The sequence below is a fragment of the Thioclava sp. NG1 genome (assembly GCF_003122275.1).
GTDB lineage: Bacteria > Pseudomonadota > Alphaproteobacteria > Rhodobacterales > Rhodobacteraceae > Thioclava > Thioclava nitratireducens.
On record NZ_QFBB01000005.1, the window covers coordinates 22,068 to 42,552 of the forward strand.

The 20,485-nt window shown below is 66.0% G+C and carries 17 protein-coding genes; 7 read left to right on the plus strand and 10 right to left on the minus strand.

What is annotated here, in order from left to right:
- The first annotated feature begins 1 nt into the window (after position 1).
- Positions 2-979: a class 1b ribonucleoside-diphosphate reductase subunit beta gene (nrdF, locus tag DEM26_RS10745; protein ID WP_075774681.1), complete on the plus strand. Its 978-nt coding sequence runs from the start codon at positions 2-4 to the stop codon at positions 977-979.
- Positions 980-998: 19 nt separating this feature from the next.
- Here the strand turns inward: nrdF and DEM26_RS10750 are convergent, their stop codons facing one another.
- The 7 genes from DEM26_RS10750 to osmF form a co-directional block, all read right to left on the minus strand.
- Positions 999-1,784, minus strand: a complete 786-nt coding sequence (locus tag DEM26_RS10750) for an amino acid ABC transporter ATP-binding protein (protein ID WP_109172381.1) — start codon at positions 1,782-1,784, stop codon at positions 999-1,001.
- A complete protein-coding gene (locus tag DEM26_RS10755) occupies positions 1,781-2,461 on the minus strand; it encodes an amino acid ABC transporter permease (RefSeq protein WP_075774679.1) in 681 nt (226 codons plus the stop codon). Before DEM26_RS10755 ends, DEM26_RS10750 begins: the two co-directional genes overlap by 4 nt.
- Before the next feature lie 72 nt (positions 2,462-2,533).
- Positions 2,534-3,304: an amino acid ABC transporter substrate-binding protein gene (locus tag DEM26_RS10760; RefSeq protein WP_109172382.1), complete on the minus strand. Its 771-nt coding sequence runs from the start codon at positions 3,302-3,304 to the stop codon at positions 2,534-2,536.
- 242 nt (positions 3,305-3,546) lie between these two features.
- A complete protein-coding gene (locus tag DEM26_RS10765) occupies positions 3,547-4,302 on the minus strand; it encodes an ABC transporter permease (protein ID WP_075774677.1) in 756 nt (251 codons plus the stop codon).
- Positions 4,299-5,234: an ABC transporter ATP-binding protein gene (locus DEM26_RS10770; RefSeq protein WP_109172383.1), complete on the minus strand. Its 936-nt coding sequence runs from the start codon at positions 5,232-5,234 to the stop codon at positions 4,299-4,301. The genes DEM26_RS10765 and DEM26_RS10770 overlap by 4 nt, the downstream gene beginning before the upstream one ends.
- Entirely contained in the window at positions 5,231-6,403 is a 1,173-nt protein-coding gene (locus DEM26_RS10775) for an ABC transporter permease (RefSeq protein ID WP_109172384.1), read from the minus strand. Before DEM26_RS10775 ends, DEM26_RS10770 begins: the two co-directional genes overlap by 4 nt.
- 11 nt (positions 6,404-6,414) lie before the next feature.
- Positions 6,415-7,320, minus strand: coding sequence for a glycine betaine ABC transporter substrate-binding protein OsmF (osmF, locus tag DEM26_RS10780; protein ID WP_088735627.1), 906 nt, complete (start codon positions 7,318-7,320; stop codon positions 6,415-6,417).
- Positions 7,321-7,546: 226 nt separating this feature from the next.
- Between osmF and DEM26_RS10785 the strand changes: the two genes are divergently transcribed.
- Both DEM26_RS10785 and DEM26_RS10790 read left to right on the plus strand, forming a co-directional pair.
- Positions 7,547-8,935, plus strand: a complete 1,389-nt coding sequence (locus DEM26_RS10785) for an efflux RND transporter periplasmic adaptor subunit (RefSeq protein WP_158275114.1) — start codon at positions 7,547-7,549, stop codon at positions 8,933-8,935.
- Complete coding sequence (locus tag DEM26_RS10790; protein ID WP_109172386.1) at positions 8,932-12,075, plus strand: efflux RND transporter permease subunit; 3,144 nt, start codon at positions 8,932-8,934, stop codon at positions 12,073-12,075. Before DEM26_RS10785 ends, DEM26_RS10790 begins: the two co-directional genes overlap by 4 nt.
- Before the next feature lie 32 nt (positions 12,076-12,107).
- Here the strand turns inward: DEM26_RS10790 and DEM26_RS10795 are convergent, their stop codons facing one another.
- Together DEM26_RS10795 and DEM26_RS10800 are read right to left on the minus strand one after the other, a co-directional pair.
- Positions 12,108-12,791 (minus strand): SDR family oxidoreductase, encoded by a 684-nt coding sequence (locus tag DEM26_RS10795; protein ID WP_088735630.1) that lies wholly within the window; start codon positions 12,789-12,791, stop codon positions 12,108-12,110.
- 66 nt (positions 12,792-12,857) lie between these two features.
- A complete protein-coding gene (locus DEM26_RS10800) occupies positions 12,858-13,541 on the minus strand; it encodes a type 1 glutamine amidotransferase domain-containing protein (protein WP_088724993.1) in 684 nt (227 codons plus the stop codon).
- A 143-nt stretch (positions 13,542-13,684) separates the two neighbouring features.
- On the opposite strand from DEM26_RS10800, the gene DEM26_RS10805 reads away from it, so the two are divergent.
- Positions 13,685-14,593, plus strand: a complete 909-nt coding sequence (locus DEM26_RS10805) for a LysR family transcriptional regulator (protein WP_075774669.1) — start codon at positions 13,685-13,687, stop codon at positions 14,591-14,593.
- Positions 14,594-14,614: 21 nt separating this feature from the next.
- Here DEM26_RS10805 and kynU read toward each other — a convergent pair whose 3' ends face one another.
- Positions 14,615-15,805, minus strand: a complete 1,191-nt coding sequence (gene kynU / locus DEM26_RS10810; protein WP_109172387.1) for a kynureninase — start codon at positions 15,803-15,805, stop codon at positions 14,615-14,617.
- A 173-nt stretch (positions 15,806-15,978) separates the two neighbouring features.
- On the opposite strand from kynU, the gene DEM26_RS10815 reads away from it, so the two are divergent.
- From DEM26_RS10815 to DEM26_RS10825, 3 genes are all read left to right on the plus strand, one after another.
- Positions 15,979-16,791: an alpha/beta hydrolase gene (locus DEM26_RS10815; RefSeq protein ID WP_109172388.1), complete on the plus strand. Its 813-nt coding sequence runs from the start codon at positions 15,979-15,981 to the stop codon at positions 16,789-16,791.
- 150 nt (positions 16,792-16,941) lie between these two features.
- On the plus strand, positions 16,942-18,087 hold the full coding sequence (locus tag DEM26_RS10820; RefSeq protein ID WP_199224660.1) for an alpha/beta fold hydrolase: 1,146 nt from the start codon (positions 16,942-16,944) through the stop codon (positions 18,085-18,087).
- Entirely contained in the window at positions 18,068-20,476 is a 2,409-nt protein-coding gene (locus tag DEM26_RS10825; RefSeq protein ID WP_109172389.1) for a plasma-membrane proton-efflux P-type ATPase, read from the plus strand. The genes DEM26_RS10820 and DEM26_RS10825 overlap by 20 nt, the downstream gene beginning before the upstream one ends.
- Positions 20,477-20,485: the final 9 nt, after the last annotated feature.

The following is a 20,485-nucleotide window of genomic DNA, read 5'->3' on the forward strand; positions in this document are numbered from 1 at the left end:
CATGAAAGATCTGCACACATCCCGCCCCGTTCCGCGTGCCGTCAACTGGAACCGCCTTCAGGACGACAAGGATCTCGAAGTCTGGAACCGGCTCACCTCGAATTTCTGGCTGCCCGAGAAGGTGCCGCTGTCGAACGACATTCAAAGCTGGTCGCAACTGACCGAGGATGAGCAGACGCTCACGATCCGGGTCTTCACCGGGCTGACGCTGCTGGACACGATCCAGAACACCGTGGGCGCGCCTGCGCTGATGGCGGATGCGGCGACGCCCCATGAGGAAGCGGTGCTGTCCAACATCGCCTTCATGGAGGCCGTGCATGCGCGCAGCTATTCCTCGGTCTTCTCGACACTGTGCAACACCGCCGAGGTCGACGAGGCGTTCCGCTGGTCGCAGGAAAACCCGCATCTGCAGGCCAAGTCGCGGCTGATCCTCGACGAATACGACGCGACGGCGAGCCCGTTGAAGCGCAAGGTGGCGAGCGTCTTTCTGGAAAGCTTCCTGTTCTATTCGGGCTTCTACCTGCCGATGCACTGGTCGAGCCGCGCGCGCCTGACCAACACGGCCGACCTGATCCGCCTGATCATCCGCGACGAGGCGATCCACGGCTATTACATCGGCTACAAGTTCCAGCGCGCGTTGGAGCGGGCGACCGAGACCGAGCGCACCGAGATCAAGGATTTTGCCTTCTCGCTGATGTTCGACCTCTATGACATCGAGGGCCGCTATACCGAGCAGCTCTATGACGGTCTGGGCCTGACGGAGGATGTGAAGCACTTCCTGCATTACAACGCCAACAAGGCGCTGCAGAACCTCGGCTATGAGGCGCTCTTCCCCGAAGAGGCGACGCGCGTGAACCCCGCGATCCTCGCCGCGCTCTCGCCCGGATCGGACGAAAACCACGACTTCTTCTCGGGCTCGGGATCGAGCTACGTGATCGGCAAGGCGGTCGCGACCGAGGACGAGGACTGGGCGTTTTGAACCCGCCGCCGCCCGCGCCTCAGACGGGGCGCGGGGCAGTATCCGGGGCTGCGGTCTCGCCGGTCGATTTCAGCGTGGCGATGAACCGCTTGGTGCGCTCGCGCTCGGGCGCGTCGAAGACCTGCCGCGCCGGGCCGGTCTCGACCACGCCGCCGCTTTCCAGCACGACCACCCGCTCGGCGATCTGCGAGGCAAGGCGCAGGTCGTGGGTCGCCATCACCATCGTCGTGCCCTCGCGGGCCAGCTGTGCCAGAACGTCGACGACTTCCGCCGCCAGTTCCGGATCGAGCGCCGAGGTCGGCTCGTCGCAGAGCAGCACTTTCGGCGACGGGGCGAGCGCGCGGGCAATCGCGATGCGCTGCTGCTGCCCGCCCGAAAGCGTCGCGGGCCAGGCATCGGCCTTATGCGCCATTCCGACCTTCTCCAAGAGCGACATCGCGCGCTCGCGGGCTTTCGCGGCGGGCCAGTTCTGCACGGTCACGAGGCTCTCCATCACGTTCTCGATCGCGGTGCGATGCGGGAAGAGCTGGAAGTTCTGGAACACCATCCCGGTCTGTTGCCGGATCGACTGGATCTGGGCGCGCGACAGCTTGCCGCCTTCGGTCAGCGTCACCGAAGCGTCGCCGATGGCGAGCGTGCCGCTCGTGGGCACTTCCAGCAGGTTGATGGTGCGCAAAAGCGTGCTCTTGCCGCCACCGGAGGGGCCGATCAACGCGGTCACGGAGCCCTCAGGCAGAGACAGCGAGATCCCCGACAGAACCTCGTTCTCGCCGAACCGCTTGGTGATATTCGACAGCTCGATCATGTGCGTTCCTCCAGAAAGCCGCCATATTGCCCGAGGCGCCGTTCGAGCCGCCCCTGCAGCGCCGACAGGACCGAGCAGAGCGCGAGATAGATCAGCGCCGCCTCGACATAGAGGACGAGCGGTTCATAGGTGGTCGCGACGATCCGCTGCGCCGCCTGAAACAGTTCCGGCACGGTGATCGCTGCGGCGAGCGACGTATCCTTCACCAGCGAGATGAAGCTGTTCGACAAGGGCGGCACCGCGACGCGCGAGGCCTGCGGCACGATGGTGCGGGTCATCGTCTGCCGCCAGTTCATGCCGATGGAATAGGACGCTTCCCACTGCCCCTTGGACACCGAGGACAGCGCCGCGCGCAGGATTTCCGACGTGTAGGCGCCGACATTCAGCGTGAAGCCGATCAGCCCCGCCACGAAGGCGTCGAGCGTGATCCCGAGGCTCGGCAGCCCGTAGAAGATCAGGAAAAGCTGCACCAGAAGCGGCGTGCCCCGGATCACCCAGACATAGAACCGCACGATCCACACCAGCGGACGCGGCCCGAACAGCCGGATCACCGCGCAGAGCAGCCCGAGCGCAAGGCCCAGCGTGAAGGTGATGAGCGTCAGCGGGATCGTGAAGGTCACCGTCGCCTGCAAAAGCGGCACGAGCGATGACCACATCAGGGGCAACCAGTCAGCCATAGCGGATCCTTTCTGCAAGCCTCACGCGCCTCCGGGCCGAACCCCGAAGGCGCGCGCGGCTCGACATGCGGCTTACTTCGAGACGTCTTCCCCGAAATACTCTTCGGAGATTTTCTGGTAGGTCCCGTCGGCCTTCATCTCGTCGAGCGCCTTGTTGATCGCAGCCAGCAGGTCGGGCTGGTCCTTCGCGATGATCACGCCGGAATAGTTCGCATCGGGCATGGTCGCGGCCAGCTTCACGGGGGCGTCCGGCTTGTTCTTCTTGAAGTCGAGGAAGGACAGGCTGTCATTCACCGTCGCATCGGCGCGGTTCTGGATGACAAGCGCGATCGACTGATCGAACCCGTTCGTGCCGATCAGTTCGGCACCGTGATCCGAGGCGATCTTGCCGAAATTGCTCGAGAGCGTCTGGGCGGCGGTCTTGCCTTTCAGATCGTCGAAGCCGGTGATGTCGGTCTCGTCCTTGCGCACGATCAGCGCCGCTTTCGACGCGATATAGGGCTGCGAGAAATCGTATTTCTTCTTGCGCGCATCGGTGATGCCCACCTCGTTGATCACCGCGTCGTAGCGGTCGGCATCGAGCCCAGCGATCAGGCCGTCCCAGCGGCCTTCGAGGAACTTCACCTTCACGCCCAGCTTTTCGCCGATGGCGCGCGCGATGGCGACGTCGAAGCCGGTCAGCTTTCCGGATTCGTCATGGTAGGTGAAGGGCGGATAGGTGCCTTCGGTGCCGACGCGGAAGACGCCGTCTTTCTGGATATCAGCGAGGCTCGCGGCCTGGGCCGCGGGCGCCACGATCCCGGCGAGGGCTGCGATGGCGATGAGGATGCGAACGGGTTTCATGCGAGATACCTCCGATAGGTCGAAGACGCCGCCGTGGGGCGCGTCAGAATGACAGGCGCCTTACCTAGTAACGCCGCATACCGGAGTCGATGCGCCAGACAAGCATCTGATAAAATTAGTCTTTTATCCCATCTCGCCGAGCGGAAGCGGAACGAATTCCATCAATGCCCTACGCGAAAGAAAGCCTGTTCCACGGCGCGCGGTCTCGGCGAAACGCTATCGTCCTTTCACCGGGCCGTGCGCTACGCTTCCGCCCCGGCGGAGGGACGCCCCAGACGGCGTGTGAGGGCGGTCTCCAGCAGGCTCAGGGCGTCATAGACGAGCACCGCGAACAACCCCACGATCACGCCGCCCTGAAGGACGAAGGCCGTGTTGCTGGTCAAAAGCCCGGCGATGATCACCTCGCCCAAGGTCCGCGCGGCCACGGTGGAGCCGACCGTCGCCGTGCCGATGGCGATCACCACCGACAGCCGAATGCCCGTCAGGATCACCGGCAGGGCCAGCGGCAATTCCACCCGGATCAGGCGCTGCCAGCGGGTCAGGCCGATGCCGCGGGCAGCCTCCATCGTCGCGGGCGGCAGAGTCGAGAGCCCGGCAATGGCCGTCTCGAAGATCGGCAGCAAGCCGTAGAGGAACAGCGCCACCAGCGTCGGCCCGGCCCCGAAGCCGAGCGCGGGCACCGCCAGCGCCAGCACCGCAACCGGCGGGAAGGTCTGGCCGATATTGGTGATCGTGCGCGACAGCGGCAGGAAAGCCGCGCCCGCAGGTCGCGTCACGAGGATGGCAAGGCCCACCGCGACCAGCGTCGCCAACCCGGAGGCCAGCGCCACCAGCCCCAGATGGCTGAGCGAGAGCGACAGGATCGAGGCGCGCTCGTAGATCACCGGCCCGCCCGCCGGGGCGAAGGGCGCAAAGACCGGCGCGAACCAATGCGGGCGCAGCACCAGCGCGAGCAGCAGCGCCACGCAGGCGGCCCGGATCGCGCCGCTGCGGCTCATGCCAGCTCCGTCGCGCGGGCGCGGATCGTCGCCAGAGTGACCCGGCCAAGCGGACGGCCGCCGTCCGCCACCGGCAGCGCCTCGCAGCCGCGCCAAAGACACAGCGACAGCGCATCGCGCAGGCTGGTGTCGGGCGCGATCGGCTCGCCCTCGGCCGTGCCCTCTTCCATCACGTCCGAGACCGGGATCAACGACAAAAGCCGGAGCGGACGATCGACCCCGCCCACCATCTGCGCGATGAAATCGGTGGCGGGCTCGGCGATGATCTCGGCGGGCGTGCCATGTTGCAGAAGCTTTCCGCCATCCATGACAGCCACCCGGTCGCCCAGATGGATCGCCTCTTCCATGTCATGCGTCACCAGCACGATGGTCGACCCCAGCTGCCGCTGGATGCGCCGCAGATCGGCTTGCGCCCGGGCGCGAATGATCGGGTCGAGCGCGCCGAAAGGCTCGTCCATCAGCAGCAGATCGGGCCGTGAGGCCAAGGCGCGGGCGACGCCCACACGTTGCTGCTGACCACCCGACAGCTCCGCCGGATAACGGTCGCGAAACTGCGCGGGCTCCATCGAGAACAGGTCCAGCAACTCGTCGACCCGGGCGCTGGTCTTGTCCTTGGACCAGCCGAGCAGTTTGGGCACCGCGCCGATATTGCCCGCGATCGTATAATGCGGGAACAGCCCGTCGCCCTGAATGACATAGCCGATCCGGCGGCGCAGCTCGTGTTTGGGCAGCGCGGCGGTGGACTCGCCATTGATCCGCACCTCGCCGGAACTCGGCTCGATCAGCCGGTTGATCATCCGCAGAAGCGTCGTCTTGCCCGAACCGGAGGTGCCCACGATCACAGTGATCGTTCCGGTCTCGACCGTCATCGAAACGTGGTCCACCGCCGTCGTGTCGTCATAGAGCTTCGTGATCTCGTCGATTTCGATCATTCTTCACGCTCCGTTCGGGGGGTCGTCAGTTCGACGAGGATGTCCATTGCGATGGCCGAAACCAGCGCCAGGGCGACAGTGGGCAGCGCGCCCAGCAAGATCAGGTCGCCCGCCGTCTGGTTGAGGCCCTGAAAGACGAATGTGCCATAGCCGCCGCCGCCGATCAGCCCGGCGATCACTGCCAGCCCGATATTCTGAACCAGCACGATGCGCAGCCCCGCCAGCACCACCGGCAAGCCCAGCGGCAGTTCCACGCGCGCGAGACGCTGGCGCCATGTCATGCCCATCCCACGCGCAGCCTCGAGCGCGGAGGCAGGTGCGCTGCGCAGACCCGCCAGCACGTTGGCGACGACCGGCAGCAGCGAATAGAGGGTGAGTGCAAGGAAGGCAGGCGCGAAGCCGATCCCCGCAATACCGATCGCGCGGGCGCCGGGGATGATCCCGCTCAGCCAGCTCAGCACCGGGATCATGATCCCGAACATCGCGAGCGAGGGGATCGTCTGCAGGAAGCTCAGCACCGGAAGCAATGCACCGCGCAGCGCCGCATTGCGGTGGCACATCACGCCCAGCGGCAGGCCGATCACCGCCGCGGCCAGCAGCGAGCCGAAGGCAAGGCCCAGATGGCGCAGGCTCGCGGTGTAGAAGGCATCCTTGCGGCTCGCGAATTCCTGCGCGATAGACAGATCGCTCAGCGCCCCCGACCACAGCAGCGCCGCGACGAGCGCGATCACCAGCCCTAAAATTCCCGCCCGCGCTGCAGGCCCCGGCGACAGCGCGGAAAGCGCGTCGGCCATCATCAGCGCGAAGACCACCAGCAGGAACCAGAACCCGGCAGCCGGCGAGACACGCGCATACTCGCCCGCCTCGGTCAGCAGAAACGACGCGCCCGCGATCAGCAGCCAGACCAGTCCCGCGAGGCCAAGCGCCGCGCCCGCGATGCGCAAGTAAGGCCGCGCGGCGGGCAGGCCAAAGGCGAGCCCCAGCAGCATCAGCGCCATCGCGGGCACCGTGACCTGCGGCGCGGCGACGGTCCACAGGGCGCGCCCCTCGCCCGCCACGATCCGGTTCGCGGCGAGCGTCAGGAAAGGCGTGAAGATCGCAGCCAGCCCCAAGAGCGCGAAGAGCACCCCGGGCGGCGAGAGGCCAGCGGTCACGCCCCGCACACGCATCGCTGCGGCGCTCAGTTCAACACCCCGATCTGCGTCAGGTAATCCTTCGCGACCGCCTCGGCGGGTTCACCGCCGACCTGGATACGGCCGTTAAGTTTCTGAAGCGTCTGCATGTCGAGCTTGTCGAAGATCGGGTTAAGCACTTCGGGGATCTTCGGATATTCCTTCAGCACCGCGTCGCGCACGATCGGGGTGGGCTCGTAGACCGGCTGCACGCCCTTGTCGTCTTCCATCACGACGAGCCCCGCCGCGCCCACGCCACCATCGGTGCCATAGGCCATCGCCGCGTTCACGCCCGAAGTGCCGCGCGCCGCCGCCTGAATGGTCGCCGCCGTGTCGCCACCCGAGAGAACCACGGTCTGATCGGGGCTCAACTTGAATCCGTAAGCCTTCTCCATCGCGGGCAGCACGGCGGGGGACGAAACGAATTCGGTCGAGGCCGCGAGCTTCACGTCACCGCCATTCGAGACCCAGTTGCCGAAATCGGACATCGTGGTGAGGTCGTTCTTTTTGGCCAGATCGCCCGTCACCGCAATCGCCCAGGTGTTGTTGGCCGGAGCGGAATCGAGCCAGGTGATATCGTTCTGTTTGTCCAGTTCGGCCGCGCGATCATGGGCCTTTGCCGCATCCTTCCAGATATCGCTATCGGCCTCGTTGAAGAAATAGGCCGCGTTGCCGGTATATTCGGGATAGATGTCGATCTGGCCCGCGAGGATCGCCTTGCGAACGACCTGCGTGCCGCCCAATTGCAGCCGCCGCTCCACCGGCATCCCGGCATTTTCCAGCGATAGCGCGATGATATTGCCCAAGAGACCGCCCTCGGTGTCGATCTTGGAGGAGACGGTGATATCGGCCTGCGCGGTGGAGGCGAGTGCGCCCCCGAAGACCGCGGCGGCCAGGATAAGAGGATATTTCATGGCGTGTCTGGCTCCCTGAACAGCTGGCTGTGGTCGTCTTGAGATGTGATCTAGGTTGAGTGTAGGGCCCGGCCCGCGCCCGCCAAGCCTTGCTCCGATTGTCTTTGGTATTGAGAGGCTCGCGCCGCGCGCGTCCCCCTCCCTCCGGGGGTGCGTCACATTTACGCTAGGTCGATGCGCGAAGTTCCGGGTAGATAGTGAAATGACATGAGTGATGAGGGACATCATGGCGGGAATTGGCACGGGTCTGGCAAGGCTCGCGATGGTGGCGGTGCCGACCGCGCTCGGTGTGGCGGCGATCGTCTTTGCGGGCGATCTGAAATCGCTGCCCAGTCCGAGCGAGGCGAACCGCCCGGCGGCGCTGGTGCGGGTGATCACGCTCGCGCCCACCGAGATGATCCCGCGCGTCAGCGGCTACGGCATGGTCGCCCCTGTGCGCGAGTGGCGCGCCATCGCCCGGATCGAGGGCGATATCCGCGACATCGCAGAGCCGCTCGCGCCCGGTGACATCGTCGCGAAAGGAACGCCGCTTTTCACCATCGACGACAGCGATCTGAAACTGCAGCGCGCCAGTCTCGAGGCGCAGGTCGCCGCCTCGAAGGTCAAGGACGACACGGTGCGCACGAGCCTGGAACTGGCGCAATCCGACCTCGCGCTGGCACAGGATGAGTTCGACCGGCAGAAATCTCTCCACGATCTGGGCCGGATCACTCAAACCCAACTCGACGGGGTGCGCCGCCAACAGCTGACCGCGCAGACCAAGGTCGCCGATCTCGAAAGCCAGCTGAAGCTGAACGAGGCAGAGCGCGAAGTGCTGGATACGCAGGCGGCGACGATCGACCGTGCGATCGGGCTGTCGACGATCACGGCGCCTTTCGACCTGCGGGTCAATTCGCTCGACGCGGATCTCGGGCAATACGTCAATCGCGGTCAGGTCCTGCTGAGCGGCGAAGGCATCGAGGCCGTCGACATCTCGGCGCAATTCCCGATCGGGCGGATGGGGCCCCTGCTCCGGCTCGCGGGCGACGGCACGAAGGTCACGGATCTGAAGGCGCGCGTCACCCTGCCCGACCCCGAGCATCCCATTGTCTGGAAGGCCCGGGTCGAGCGGATGGGCGACGCGATCGACGAGACCACGCAAAGCGCGCCCGTCGTGGTGCGGGTCGACGATCCGTTGGGTCAGGCGCAGGCGGGCGAGCGCCCGCCCCTCCGGCGCAACATGGTCGTCGCGGTGGAACTCGCCGCGCCCAAGCAGAGCCTGCTCGTCGTGCCCGCCGAAGCGGTGGCGGGTGGGAGTGCAATGGTCGTCTCCGAGGATGGGACGCTGGCGAAGCGCGCAGTTAAGACCAGCTTCGTTTCGGGCGATCTGGCGGTGATCGCACAGGGCCTCAAGGCGGGCGATCAACTGGTGATCACCGACCCGTCGATCGCAGTACCGGGCATGGCGGTGAAAGCGACTGAGGACGAGGCTCGCAAGGCGGAGATCGCCGCCGAGGCGCTCGGTCAGACACCTTCGAGCCCGCAACCGGGCAGCGGTGGCGGTGGTGGCGGCGGCGGCGGCAAAGGAGCCGCGCCCGAGGGCGACGCCGCCAAGCCCGCGGGGGCCGCGCAATGATCGCGCTTTTTGCCGGCCATCGCACGGCGGCCAATATCGCGATGATCGCGATTGCGGGCCTCGGGCTGATGGCGCTGCCGAGCCTGCAGCGCGACACCTTCCCGGCGACCCAGCCCTCGGATGTCTCGGTCCGTATTACCTACCCGGGCGCCGCGCCTTCGGAGGTCGAGACCGGCATCTGCACCGTGACCGATCCGGTCCTGACGCGGGTCGAGAACCTTGCGAAACTGACCTGCCTCGCGCGCGACAACAGCGCCCAGATCACCGCAGAGATGATCGAGGGCGCGGATATGACGCGCTTCTACAACGACATCAAGGATGCAGTGGACGGGATCAATTCGTTCCCCGACAAGGCTGACGATCCGGTGGTGCAGATCGTCGAGCGCACTGCCTCCGTCTCGTCGGTGGCAGTGACCGGGCCGGACGATCCGGCGGTGCTCTACGCCTATGCCCAGAGCTTCGCCGATCAACTGCGCGCCGATCCCGCGATCTCGCTGGTCTCGGTGAACGGCTTCTCCGACCGCGAAATCGCGATCGAGTTCGACCGCGCCGCGCTCGAACGCTTCGGGCTCGACATGGGCGCCGTGGGCGCGACGCTGGCGCGCTACAGCCTCGACATGCCCGCGGGCTCGCTCGAGGGGCGTTCGGGCGAGGTGGCGATCCGATTCCTCGGCGAGAGGCGCACGCCTGCCGAGCTGGCGCAGATCCCGATTGCGGGAAGTGCTGCGGGCGGCGAAGTGCGGCTGGGCGACGTCGCCACGATCCGCGAAGGCTTCGCCGATCCCTCGCAGGCCACCTATTTCGACGGCAAGCGCGCCGCCATCGTCTCGGTCCAGAAGACCGCCTCGCAGGATGCGCTGCGGGTGCGGGCCGCGCTCGATCGCGAGATGGCGCAGGCGCAGGCCGAGGCACCGGGCAATATCCAGCTCGCGATCTCGGCGGATTCCACGCGCAACATCGTCGAGCGCCTGCGCATCATCGGGGTCAACGGGCTGCAGGGCCTGATCCTCGTGCTCGTCGCGATGTGGCTGTTCTTCGGGCTGCGCATGTCCTTCTGGGTTGCGATGGGCCTGCCGATCAGCTTCCTCGGCGCGATCTTCGCGATGCAGTTCCTCGGCTACACGATCAACATGATGACGATGGTGGCGCTGTTGGTCGCGACGGGCCTGTTGATGGACGATGCGATCGTGATCTCCGAAAACATCGTACGCCGTCGGCAACAGGGCGAACCTGCGCAAGTCGCTGCCGTCAAAGGCACGATGCAGGTCTTTCCCGGCGTTCTGGCCTCCTTCCTGACCACGGCAATGGTGATCGGGCCGCTCAGTTTCCTGACCGGCAATATCGGCGCGCTGCTGAAATACATCCCGATCGTGCTGCTCATCACGCTGACGGTCAGCCTGATCGAAGCCTTCCTGATCCTCCCCGCCCATATGCGCCACTCGCTGCGCCACGACATGCGTCCCGGCCCCGTGCAGCGCGCGGTGAACGGCGCGTTTGATCGGCTGCGCGACCGGGTCATCGTGCCGCTTGCCGGGGTGGCGCTACGCTGGCGCTACCTGACCATAGGGCTCGCGATCTTCCTCGTGTCGCTTTCGATCGCGCCCTTCACCGGGGGCTTCCTGAAATACCAGAGCTTCCCGACGCTGGAGAGCGACACGGTCGAGGCGCGGCTTCTGCTGCCTGCGGGCGCACCGCTGTCGCTGACCGAGGCGCGGGTGAGCAAGGTCGTCAAGGCGCTCAAGGAGATGGATGCCGAACTGAGCCCCGCTCAACCGGACGGCCAGCCGCTCGTCCGAAGCTACACGATCACCTATGGCAGCAATGCCGACAGCCCGACCACGGGGCCGAACATGGCGACGGTGAGCGCTTCGCTGCTGCCCGCAGGGACGCGCACCACCGACGTCGGCACTGTGCTCGATCGCTGGAAGCAGTTCGTCGGCAAGATGCCCGACATGGCCGCTTTCCGGATCACCGACAAGGAGCGCGGCGCGGGCGGCAAACCGATCGATCTGCTCGTCACCGGCCCGGATCTTGGCGAACTGGCGACCACCGCGCGCGAGTTGCGCCGCTTCTTCCGTGGCTTCGACGGGGTACGCGACGTGACCTTCGATTTGCAGCCGGGCAAGCCCGAGCTGGTGGTGCGGATGAAGCCGGGCGTCGCAAACCTGCTGGGCGTGACGCCTGCCGCGCTGGCCGGTGAGTTGCGCGCTGCCTTCCGTGGCGACAGCGCGGTCAGCTTTGCCGATGCGCGCGGTCAGGTCGATATCGTGGCCCGGCTCGCGCCCTTCGAACGGCGCGCTATCGGCGACGTTCTGGCGCTGCGAGTGCCCGGCAAGAACGGCGCGCTGGTGCCGCTCTCGGCGGTGGCGACGGTCAGCGAGACGCGCGGTTACACCACGATCACCCATGTGAACGGGCAGCGCGCGGTCTCGGTGCAGGGCACGATCGACCCGACGCGGGCCAATTCTCGCGAGTTGATGGCGGCGATGCGGGCCGATTACCTGCCCGAACTGGCGCAGAAGCGTCCCGACGTGAAGGTGCAGGTTCTGGGCGAGGAACAGGACACCGCGACCACCGGCGCGTCGCTTGCGCGCTTCATGACGGCGGGGGCGATCGGGGTCTACCTGCTGCTGGCCTTCTACATGGGCAGCTTCATCCGCCCCGTCGCGGTGATCGCGACGATCCCGCTCAGCCTGATCGGCGTCATGTGGGGGCATGTGCTGCTTGGCCTGCCGCTCTCGCTGCCGAGCCTCGTGGGGCTGGCGACGCTGGCGGGCGTGGTGGTGAACGACGCGATCCTGCTCGACGCCTTCATCGGCGAGAGACGCGCGACCGGAACCCCGATGCTCGAGGCTGGCAAAGAGGCCGTGCGCGACCGCTTCCGCGCGATCTTCCTGACCTCGCTGACGACGGTGGTCGGGCTCGGCCCGCTTTTGCTGGAGAGCTCGACGCAGGCGCAATTCCTGCGCCCGATCGTGGCGAGCCTCGCCTTCGGTCTGAGCGCGGCGACGGTGCTGTCGCTCTTCGTGACACCGGCGATCCTCGCCGTGCTCGAGGATTTCGGCGTCCGCACCGCCGATCCCGAGCCAGAGGCGCCGGAGCCTCCTGTCGAACACCCGGTCGACGCCTTGCCCGTCTGAGACGGGGCGCGAACAGACGCGCCCCGACCCGATCAGTCTTTCTTCGGCTTCGGATAAACCGGCAGATGCGGGATCAGAACGTGATCCGGCTGATCGATCGCGAAGAGGAAGGCGCGCGCGATGTCGTCGGGGCGCAGCGCGTCGGGTTTCGCCTCGTCGAAGAACGGCGTATCGACCATGCCCGGATGCAGGCAGGTGACGCGGCCACCGGCTTCACCCAGCTCCTCGCCGAGATTGTCGGCATAGCCGCGGATGAACCACTTGGTCGCCGAATAGACCGAGCCGAACATCGCGCCTTGCGACGCCTTCGAGCCGGTCAGCACCATATGCCCCTTTGAGGCGCGCAGATGCGGCAGGGTGAATTTCGCGGTGTAGGTCACGGCGAGGCAATTCACCTCGATCATCTTCTGGAAGCTCTCGACCGATCCGGCCTCGGTGCCGCGCGCCGAGGCGCCGACGCCCGCATTGGCCAGAACCACGTCGAGCCGACCGTAATGCTCCACCGCGCGGGCGACCATGCGCTCCTGCGCATCGGGGTCGGTCACATCGGTGGGCAGCGCGAGGGCGTTTTCTTCGCCCAGATCCTTGACCAGCGCTTCGAGCTTGTCCGCGGAGCGTGCGACCAACGCCACCTTGTGACCCGCCTCGACCGCATGGCGCGCGCAGCTCTCGCCGATCCCGGTGGAGGCGCCGGTGATGAGAATGATTTTCGACATGTCAGCCTCTCTGAATTTGGTGGGCACGAAGAAGGCGCCACCCGGACCGGGCAGCGCCTCTCGATATCAGCCCAGCAGGGCCAGTACTTCTTTCGCCGCCGCCTCGGACGACGCCGGGTTCTGGCCCGTCACCAGACGCCCGTCGGCGACCGCATGGGGCTGCCAGTCGTCGACGCTCTCGAATTTCGCGCCGAGTTCGCGCAGGCGGGTCTCCAGCAGGAAGGGCACGACATCGGCAAGACCAACGCCACGCTCTTCGCTGTCGGTGAAGGCGGAGACCTTGCGGCCTTTCACGATGGAGTCGCCATTCTTGTCCTTCACCTTGTCGAAGGCCGCCGGGCCGTGACAGACCGAGGCAACGATCTTGCCGCCATCCCAGGCGGTGCTGATCGCCTTCGCGGCGATATCGCTCTCGGCGAGGTCGTACATCGCGCCGTGGCCGCCGGGAATGTAGAGCGCGTCGTAGGCGGTGATGTCCTCGTCTTCGATGCGCGAGGGGTTTTCCAGAACCGCCTTCGCCTCTGCATCGTCGCGGAAGCGCGTCACCGAGGCCGGCGCGTCGTCGCCCGTCACGTCGGAATTCGGGTCGATCGGGATCGAACGGCCGCCGATCGTGGCGACTTTCACCTCGTGACCGGCATCGAGGAAGGCGTAATAGGGCGTCGCCAGTTCCTCGTACCAGACACCGGTGGGCTTGCCGGTATCGCCAAGGGCATCGGCTGCGGTCGAAAGAATAAGAATGCGTGCCATGGGTTTGGCCTCCTTGGTTGTGCGTTTCAGGGCATTTCCGGTCCTGTTCGTCTCGGGCCGTCAACGCGTCCCAGCAGAGATAGGTTGCGTTTACTGATCGAGAAATTGATGCACGCCACGTCAGAAATCGATATTCTGGAGACATGACGCCCGACATATCGCTTTTGCGCGTGTTCCATGCGGTCATGGAAGAACGCAATGTCACCGCCGCGGCCCAACGGCTCGGCCAATCCCAGAGCACGGTGAGCGCTGCGCTGTCACGTCTGCGTGCGGCGCTGGGTGACGAGCTGTTCCTGCGCGCCCGCTACGGCGTGGAACCGACCGAGAAGGCGCTCGAGATCGCGCCCGACATCGCCGCCGGACTGGAACGGCTGGAACAGGCCTTCCGTGCCGCCGAGCCCTTCGATCCCGCGCGCACCACGCGCCGCTTCCGGCTTTTGCTGGGGCCGTACGCCGAGATCGTGCTGGTGCCGGAGCTCGCTGCCGCCTTTGCGGAGCGGGCCCCGTCGGCCCGGCTGGAGATCGCGCCGATCGGGCCCGATCTGGACCCGCGACAACTCGCCGGTCGGGCCTTCGATCTGGCGGTCGGGCGCTTCGACTCGCCGCCTGAGGATCTCGTCGTCTCGGAGCTGTTCGACGACGGGTTCCGCTGTATCGTCGCGCCGCAAGCCTTGCCGGAAAGCGTGATGCTGGATCGTGACCTCTACGAGAGCCTGCCGCATGTGGTCGTCTCGCCGCCCGGCAATTGGCGCACTGGCGTTCACAAGCGCACGGAAGCGACTGGTCTGCGCCGCAACACGGCCGTCGTGGTCACGCATTTCCTGACCGCTGCGCCCGCCGTCGCGCGGCTGGGCGGCATCGCCACGGTGCCTGCCCGGGTGGCCGCGATGACCGCCGGACCCTACGGCTTGCGCAACGTGCCCGTGCCGGTCGACCTCGGCACCTTTCCCAGCCAGATCGCATGGCACCCACATCTGCGCCGGGATCAGGGCCATGTCTGGTTGCGCGAGCTGATCCGAGAGGTCGTCGCCGAATTCACGTCGCCGGACTGACGCCAGCTCGAATACGTCCGCTCAAGTGACCCGCCCACGCGCCTTGAAAGCGGGGGTATCCCAGGCCCGCTCGGCCATTACCTCGCCGAGAATTTCGGCGGCGCGCGTCACGTCGCCCTCATCGAGGTAAAGGGGCGTGAAGCCGAAACGCATCGCGTCGGGGGCGCGGAAATCCCCGATCACTCCGCGCGCGATGAGGGCCTGAACCACGGCGTAACTGTCAGCGAAACCGAACGAGACCTGGCTGCCGCGCGCCTCCGGGCCGCGCGGGCTGAGCAGCGTCAGCTCGGGGCAGCGCGCCTCGACCTCGCGGATGAACAGCTCCGACAACGCGACGGAGCGCGCCCGCACCTCATCCATCGTCAGCCCGTCCCAGACCTTGAGCGCCTCTTCGAGCGCGGTCATCTGCAGGACCGGGGGCGTGCCGACGCGCATCCGCTCGACCGCGCGGCCGGGGCGATAGTCGAGATTGAAGGCGAAGGGCGCCTCATGGCCAAGCCAGCCGCTGAGTGCAGGGCGCACCGTCTCGGCAATATCTGGGCGGACATAGATGAATGCCGGGGCGCCGGGGCCGCCATTGAGATATTTGTAGGTGCAGCCGACGGCGAATTCGGCCCCGTTCGTCGTCATGTCCACCGGCACCGCGCCGGCGCTATGTGCGAGATCCCAGATCATCACCGCCCCGACCGCGTGGGCCTTGCGCGTGATTGCCTCGAAGTCGTGCATCCGGCCCGTGCGGTAATCGACCTGCGTCAGCATCACCACCGCGACCTCTTCGGTGATCGAGTCCGCCACATTTTCCGGGGCGGGCGTGCGCAGCTCATGCCCGCGACCCAGCGAGCGGATGAGCCCATCCGCCATGTAGAGATCGGTCGGGAAATTGCCCTTGTCCGACAGGATCACTTTGCGGTCGGGCCGCATCTCGAGCGCCGAGGCCAGCGCCTGATAGACCTTGATCGAGAGCGTATCGCCCAGCACGACCGACCCTTCCGGCGCCCCGATCAGCCGACCGATGAGGTTGCCGACGCGGGCGGGCTGATCCATCCATTGCGCCTCGTTCCACCCCCGGATGAGCATCTGCCCCCATTCGTCGCGCGCGCAGCTCTCCAGCCGCTCCGCCACCCCGCGCGGCAGCGGCCCGAGCGAGTTCCCGTCGAGATAGATCACCCCCTCGGGCAGATCGAATAGGTGCTTTCTCGGCAGGTTCGGCATGATGGTCTTCCTCTTGTTGTCGCGGCCTGGAGCGCGGCTCTAAACCCGGCAATCTGCTGATGCATCAAGAAAGTTTCGGGTCGGGCGCACGCTACCCGGCGAACCCCGCCCTCGCAATATCCCGCGCGATATGCTCTGTCTCCGTACAGCATGCGAAACGAGCGGGAGAGAACATGGAAGACCTGAGCGGGATCGACTGGGAAGACGCCTTCGAGAATGGCGGCTATATCGAGAATGGCAGCAGCTACCCGGATCTGTGGGCCAGGCGCGCCGCCGAATTCCGGTCGCGCCATGCCGATCGGATGAGCGAGGTGGCCTATGGGGATGCGCCCCGCGAAAGGATCGACATCTTCCGCCCCGACGGCGCGTCCAAGGGGCTCGTGGTCTTCGTGCATGGCGGCTACTGGCTGAAATTCAGCAAGGACATGTGGTCCCATCTGGCGGAAGGCGCGCTGTCTCAGGGCTGGACCGTCGCCCTGCCCGGCTACACGCTCGCCCCGGAAAACAGCATCCCCGGCATCGCGCAGCAGATCGCACGGGCCATCGATCACGCGGCTGGGCTGGTGGAGGGCCCGATCCATCTCGTCGGCCATTCCGCGGGCGGGCATCTCGTGACGCGGTCGGTTTCGTCGGGGAGCGCGCTCTCCGACGAAACCGCGGCGCGCATCCGGCGGGTGATCTCGGTAAGCGGTGTGCACGACCTGCGTCCGCTGCAGATGCATTCGATGAACGCGCGGCTGGGGATCACGCCCGAGATCGCCGCGAGCGAAAGCCCAGCGCTGCTGAAGCTGCGCCCCGGCGTGAAGGTTACCGTCTGGGTCGGCGCGGCGGAGCGTCCGGAATTCCTGCGTCAGTCTTCCTTGCTGGCCGAGCATTGGTCGTCTTGCGATCTGGTCGCCGCCTACGGGCGGCACCATTTCGACGTGATCGAGGAGCTGTCGGACCCGTCCAGCGCGCTCATCACGGCGCTTCTGAGCACGGATTAAGAAAGCGTCACCCGCCGCCCAAACCGCCTCACCGTTCCACACATCAGTTTCACGTTCGCGCGCTCGGGCTTCGCTGCACTTGCATTCCAACCGGCCTTGGGGTCTCAAAAGAGTGCATCTGTGCACCAAAGCGTCTTGCGAGTGTCGAACATGAGCGATGCCAAGAATACCTACGAACACAGCGTTCCCTTCTTCTGGCCGATGGCGGCGGCGATGGAGTGGCAGAAGATCGGGGTCGACGCGGTCGAAAAAGGGCTGACCTATTTCGACGAGGCGGCCAAGATCACGCACCCGCCCGACCCGGAATGGGCCACGAAGAACGACGTGCTGCTCGATCTCGACACGATGCGGCTGCGCGATTTCGGCGGCACGGGCGGCGGCATTCCGGTGATCGTCGATGCGCCCTATGCCGGGCATTCCTCGACCATCGCGGATTACGCCAAGGGCCAGAGCCTGATCGAGACGCTTTTGGATGCAGGGCTGGGGCGTGTTCTCTGCACCGACTGGAAAAGCGCGACGCCCGAGATGCGCGATTTCGACATCGACAAGTTTCTGGCCGAGATCAATGTCGCGGTCGATGATCTCGGCGGGCGGGTGATGCTGGTGGGGCTGTGTCAGGGCGGCTGGATGTCGGCGATGTATGCCGCGCGCTTCCCCGAGAAGGTCGCGGGTCTCGTGCTGGCGGGCTCGCCCATCGACACCGATGCCGGGCACGGGCCGATCCGCAAGCTCGCCCATGAGATGCCGCTTTCGGCCTATCAGGAGATGGTCGAGGCGGGTGAAGGCCGGATGCCGGGGCGGTTCATGCTCACCGGCTGGAAGAACATGCATGCCGATCAGCAGTATTTCGGCAAGTTCGTCGATCTCTACCAGCATATCGACGACCGCAATTTCATGAAGCGCACCGAGCGGTTCGAGAGCTGGTACGAGAACCCCATCGACCTGCCGGGGCGCTATTACCTGCAGGCGATCGATCTGCTGTTCAAACAGAACCTGTTCGCCAAGGGAGAGTTCGTGGGCCTCGGGCGCAAGCTCGATCTCGGCACGATCACCTGCCCGGCCTTCCTGCTGGCGGGCAAGGCGGACGACATCACCACGCGCGAACAGGTGTTTGCCGCCGAGACGCTGCTCGGCACGCCGCGCAAGGATATCGTGAGCCGCCTCGTCGAAGGCGGGCATATCGGCCTCTTCATGGGCAGCCATACCCTTTCGAATGTCTGGCCGGAAATCGGCCAGTGGCTCGGAAAGCTCGGGGCCAAAGCTGGAGACACGCACAATGGACCAGACCGTCGCTGAACCGATGACGCAGCATGTGCCGAAAACAGACCGCAAGACAGGTCTGAGCGCGGCAGAGGCGGCAGAGAGGCTCGAGCGATACGGTCCGAACGCGCTCAAAAGCGACGAGAAAACTCTGCTACAGCGGATCGCGGGGTATTTCTGGGGGCCGATCCCGTGGCTGATCGAACTTGCAGCGCTTCTGTCGCTCGTGCTGCGCGACTGGTCCGATTTCGGCGTGATCTTCGTGATGCTGCTGCTCAACGCGGCCGTGGGTTTCAAGGAAGAGAGCAAGGCGAGTTCCGCCATCGCGGCGCTCAAGGCGCAGCTGGCGCCGAGTGCGCGGGTCAAACGCGACGGGACATGGCAGGAGATCGCGGCGCGTGATCTGGTGCCCGGCGACATCGTGCGCCTGTCGATCGGCCAGATCGTCCCAGCCGACCTGACACTGTTCGAGGGCAAATATCTCTCCATCGACGAGGCGGCTCTGACGGGCGAGTCGCTGCCCGTCGACAAGGCGGTCGGTGACAGCGCCTATTCCGGCTCGGTCGTGAAGCTGGGCGAGATGACCGGCGAAGTCACCGCGACCGGGATGGAGACCTATTTCGGGCACACCGCCTCGCTGGTGCAGACCACGAATGGCAAATCGCATTTCCAGAAAGCCGTGATGCAGATCGGGAATTTCCTGATCGCAGCGGCGCTGGTTCTGGTGGCGATGATCGTGATCGTCTCGTTTCAGCGGAACAACCCGCCGCTCGAGGTGATCCAGTTCGCGCTGATCCTGACGGTCGCGGCGATCCCGGTCGCGCTGCCCACGGTTCTGTCGGTGACGATGGCGGTGGGGGCGGAACGGCTTGCGCGGATGAAGGCGATCGTCTCGCGGCTGGTCTCGATCGAGGAACTGGCGGGCGTCGATGTACTGTGCTCGGACAAGACCGGGACCCTGACACTCAACGAGTTGACGGTCGAAGATCCGCGCCCGGCAGAGGGCATCGCGGTCGAGGACCTGCTGCGCGCATCGGCGCTTGCCTGCGACCGCGACGCGCCCGATGCGATCGACACCGCGGTGCTGGCGGCGGCGGAGGGCATCGCGCTTGACGCTATCGAGACCGTCAGCTTCACGCCCTTCGATCCGGTCAGCAAACGCAGCGAGGCTGAGCTGCGCCACGAGGCCGATCGCTGGCAAGTCGCGAAAGGCGCGCCGCAGGTGATCGTGGAGCTTGCAGCCCTGACAGATGACGCACGCAAGGCGGTGGAGGACGAAGTCGAAACCCTTGCGCAGCAGGGCTACCGCGCGCTCGGGGCCGCACAGAAACGCGCCGGGCAGGACTGGGAATTCCTTGGTCTGCTGCCGATCATCGATCCGCCGCGCCCGGATGCGGCCAGCACCATCGCGGACGCGCGCAACATGGGGATCGATGTCAAAATCATCACCGGCGACCACGAAGCCATCGCGCGCCAGATCGCGGGCAAACTCGACCTCGGGCAGAAGATCTATCCCGCAGGCGAGTTGCTCGACGGCGACCCGGCCACGGTGGAGGCCAATGTCCGCGCCGCCGACGGTTTCGCGCGGGTCCTGCCCGAACACAAGTTCCGGATCGTCGAGGTGTTGCAGGCCGGACATTCCATCGTCGCGATGACCGGGGACGGCGTGAACGACGCCCCTGCCCTGCGCAAGGCCGATGCCGGGATCGCGGTGAGCGGGGCCACCGATGCCGCGCGCGCCGCCGCCGATCTGGTGCTGACCGACAAGGGCCTGTCGATCATCACCACGGCAATCGAGGAAGCCCGCCGCATCTTCGAGCGGATGACGAGCTATGCCACCTTCCGCGTCGCCGAGACGATCCGGGTACTGCTATTCATGACGCTCTCGATTCTCGTCTTCGATTTCTACCCTGTCACTGCGATCATGATCGTGCTGCTGGCGGTGCTGAATGATTTCCCGATCATGATGATCGCCTACGACAATGTCTCGGTCTCGCCACGCCCGGTGCGCTGGGACATGCGGCGCGTGCTGACGGTGGCGGCGACGCTTGGCGTGACCGGGGTGATCGAGACCTTCGTGCTGTTCTGGTTCGTCGATGCCTATCTCGGCCTGCCGCGCGACCAGATCCAGACGATCATCTTCCTCAAGCTTCTCGTCTCGGGGCACATGACGCTGTTCGTCACGCGCCATCAAAGCTGGTTCTGGCGGCGCCCCTTCCCGGCGCTGCGCCTGTTCGCGACGACGGAGGCCACGCAATTGCTGGGCACGCTGATCGCGGTCTATGGGCTGTTCGTGACGCCGATCGGCTGGGGGCCCGCGCTGCTGGTCTGGCTCTATTGCCTCGTCTGGCTGCCCCTCGAGGGGGCGATGGCCTTGCTCATACGCGCGCTTTATGATCGCAGGGCACAAGCGCGCGGGCAGTAAGCCCATCAC

Bases quoted from the DNA above. Each gene is read 5' to 3' on its own strand.
- nrdF (WP_075774681.1), top strand. From the start codon at position 2: ATGAAAGATCTGCACACATCCCGCCCCGTTCCGCGTGCCGTCAACTGG.
- DEM26_RS10750 (WP_109172381.1), bottom strand. From the start codon at position 1,784: ATGATCGAGCTGTCGAATATCACCAAGCGGTTCGGCGAGAACGAGGTT.
- DEM26_RS10755 (WP_075774679.1), bottom strand. From the start codon at position 2,461: ATGGCTGACTGGTTGCCCCTGATGTGGTCATCGCTCGTGCCGCTTTTG.
- DEM26_RS10760 (WP_109172382.1), bottom strand. From the start codon at position 3,304: ATGAAACCCGTTCGCATCCTCATCGCCATCGCAGCCCTCGCCGGGATC.
- DEM26_RS10765 (WP_075774677.1), bottom strand. From the start codon at position 4,302: ATGAGCCGCAGCGGCGCGATCCGGGCCGCCTGCGTGGCGCTGCTGCTC.
- DEM26_RS10770 (WP_109172383.1), bottom strand. From the start codon at position 5,234: ATGATCGAAATCGACGAGATCACGAAGCTCTATGACGACACGACGGCG.
- DEM26_RS10775 (WP_109172384.1), bottom strand. From the start codon at position 6,403: ATGCGTGTGCGGGGCGTGACCGCTGGCCTCTCGCCGCCCGGGGTGCTC.
- osmF (WP_088735627.1), bottom strand. From the start codon at position 7,320: ATGAAATATCCTCTTATCCTGGCCGCCGCGGTCTTCGGGGGCGCACTC.
- DEM26_RS10785 (WP_158275114.1), top strand. From the start codon at position 7,547: ATGGCGGGAATTGGCACGGGTCTGGCAAGGCTCGCGATGGTGGCGGTG.
- DEM26_RS10790 (WP_109172386.1), top strand. From the start codon at position 8,932: ATGATCGCGCTTTTTGCCGGCCATCGCACGGCGGCCAATATCGCGATG.
- DEM26_RS10795 (WP_088735630.1), bottom strand. From the start codon at position 12,791: ATGTCGAAAATCATTCTCATCACCGGCGCCTCCACCGGGATCGGCGAG.
- DEM26_RS10800 (WP_088724993.1), bottom strand. From the start codon at position 13,541: ATGGCACGCATTCTTATTCTTTCGACCGCAGCCGATGCCCTTGGCGAT.
- DEM26_RS10805 (WP_075774669.1), top strand. From the start codon at position 13,685: ATGACGCCCGACATATCGCTTTTGCGCGTGTTCCATGCGGTCATGGAA.
- kynU (WP_109172387.1), bottom strand. From the start codon at position 15,805: ATGCCGAACCTGCCGAGAAAGCACCTATTCGATCTGCCCGAGGGGGTG.
- DEM26_RS10815 (WP_109172388.1), top strand. From the start codon at position 15,979: ATGGAAGACCTGAGCGGGATCGACTGGGAAGACGCCTTCGAGAATGGC.
- DEM26_RS10820 (WP_199224660.1), top strand. From the start codon at position 16,942: ATGAGCGATGCCAAGAATACCTACGAACACAGCGTTCCCTTCTTCTGG.
- DEM26_RS10825 (WP_109172389.1), top strand. From the start codon at position 18,068: ATGGACCAGACCGTCGCTGAACCGATGACGCAGCATGTGCCGAAAACA.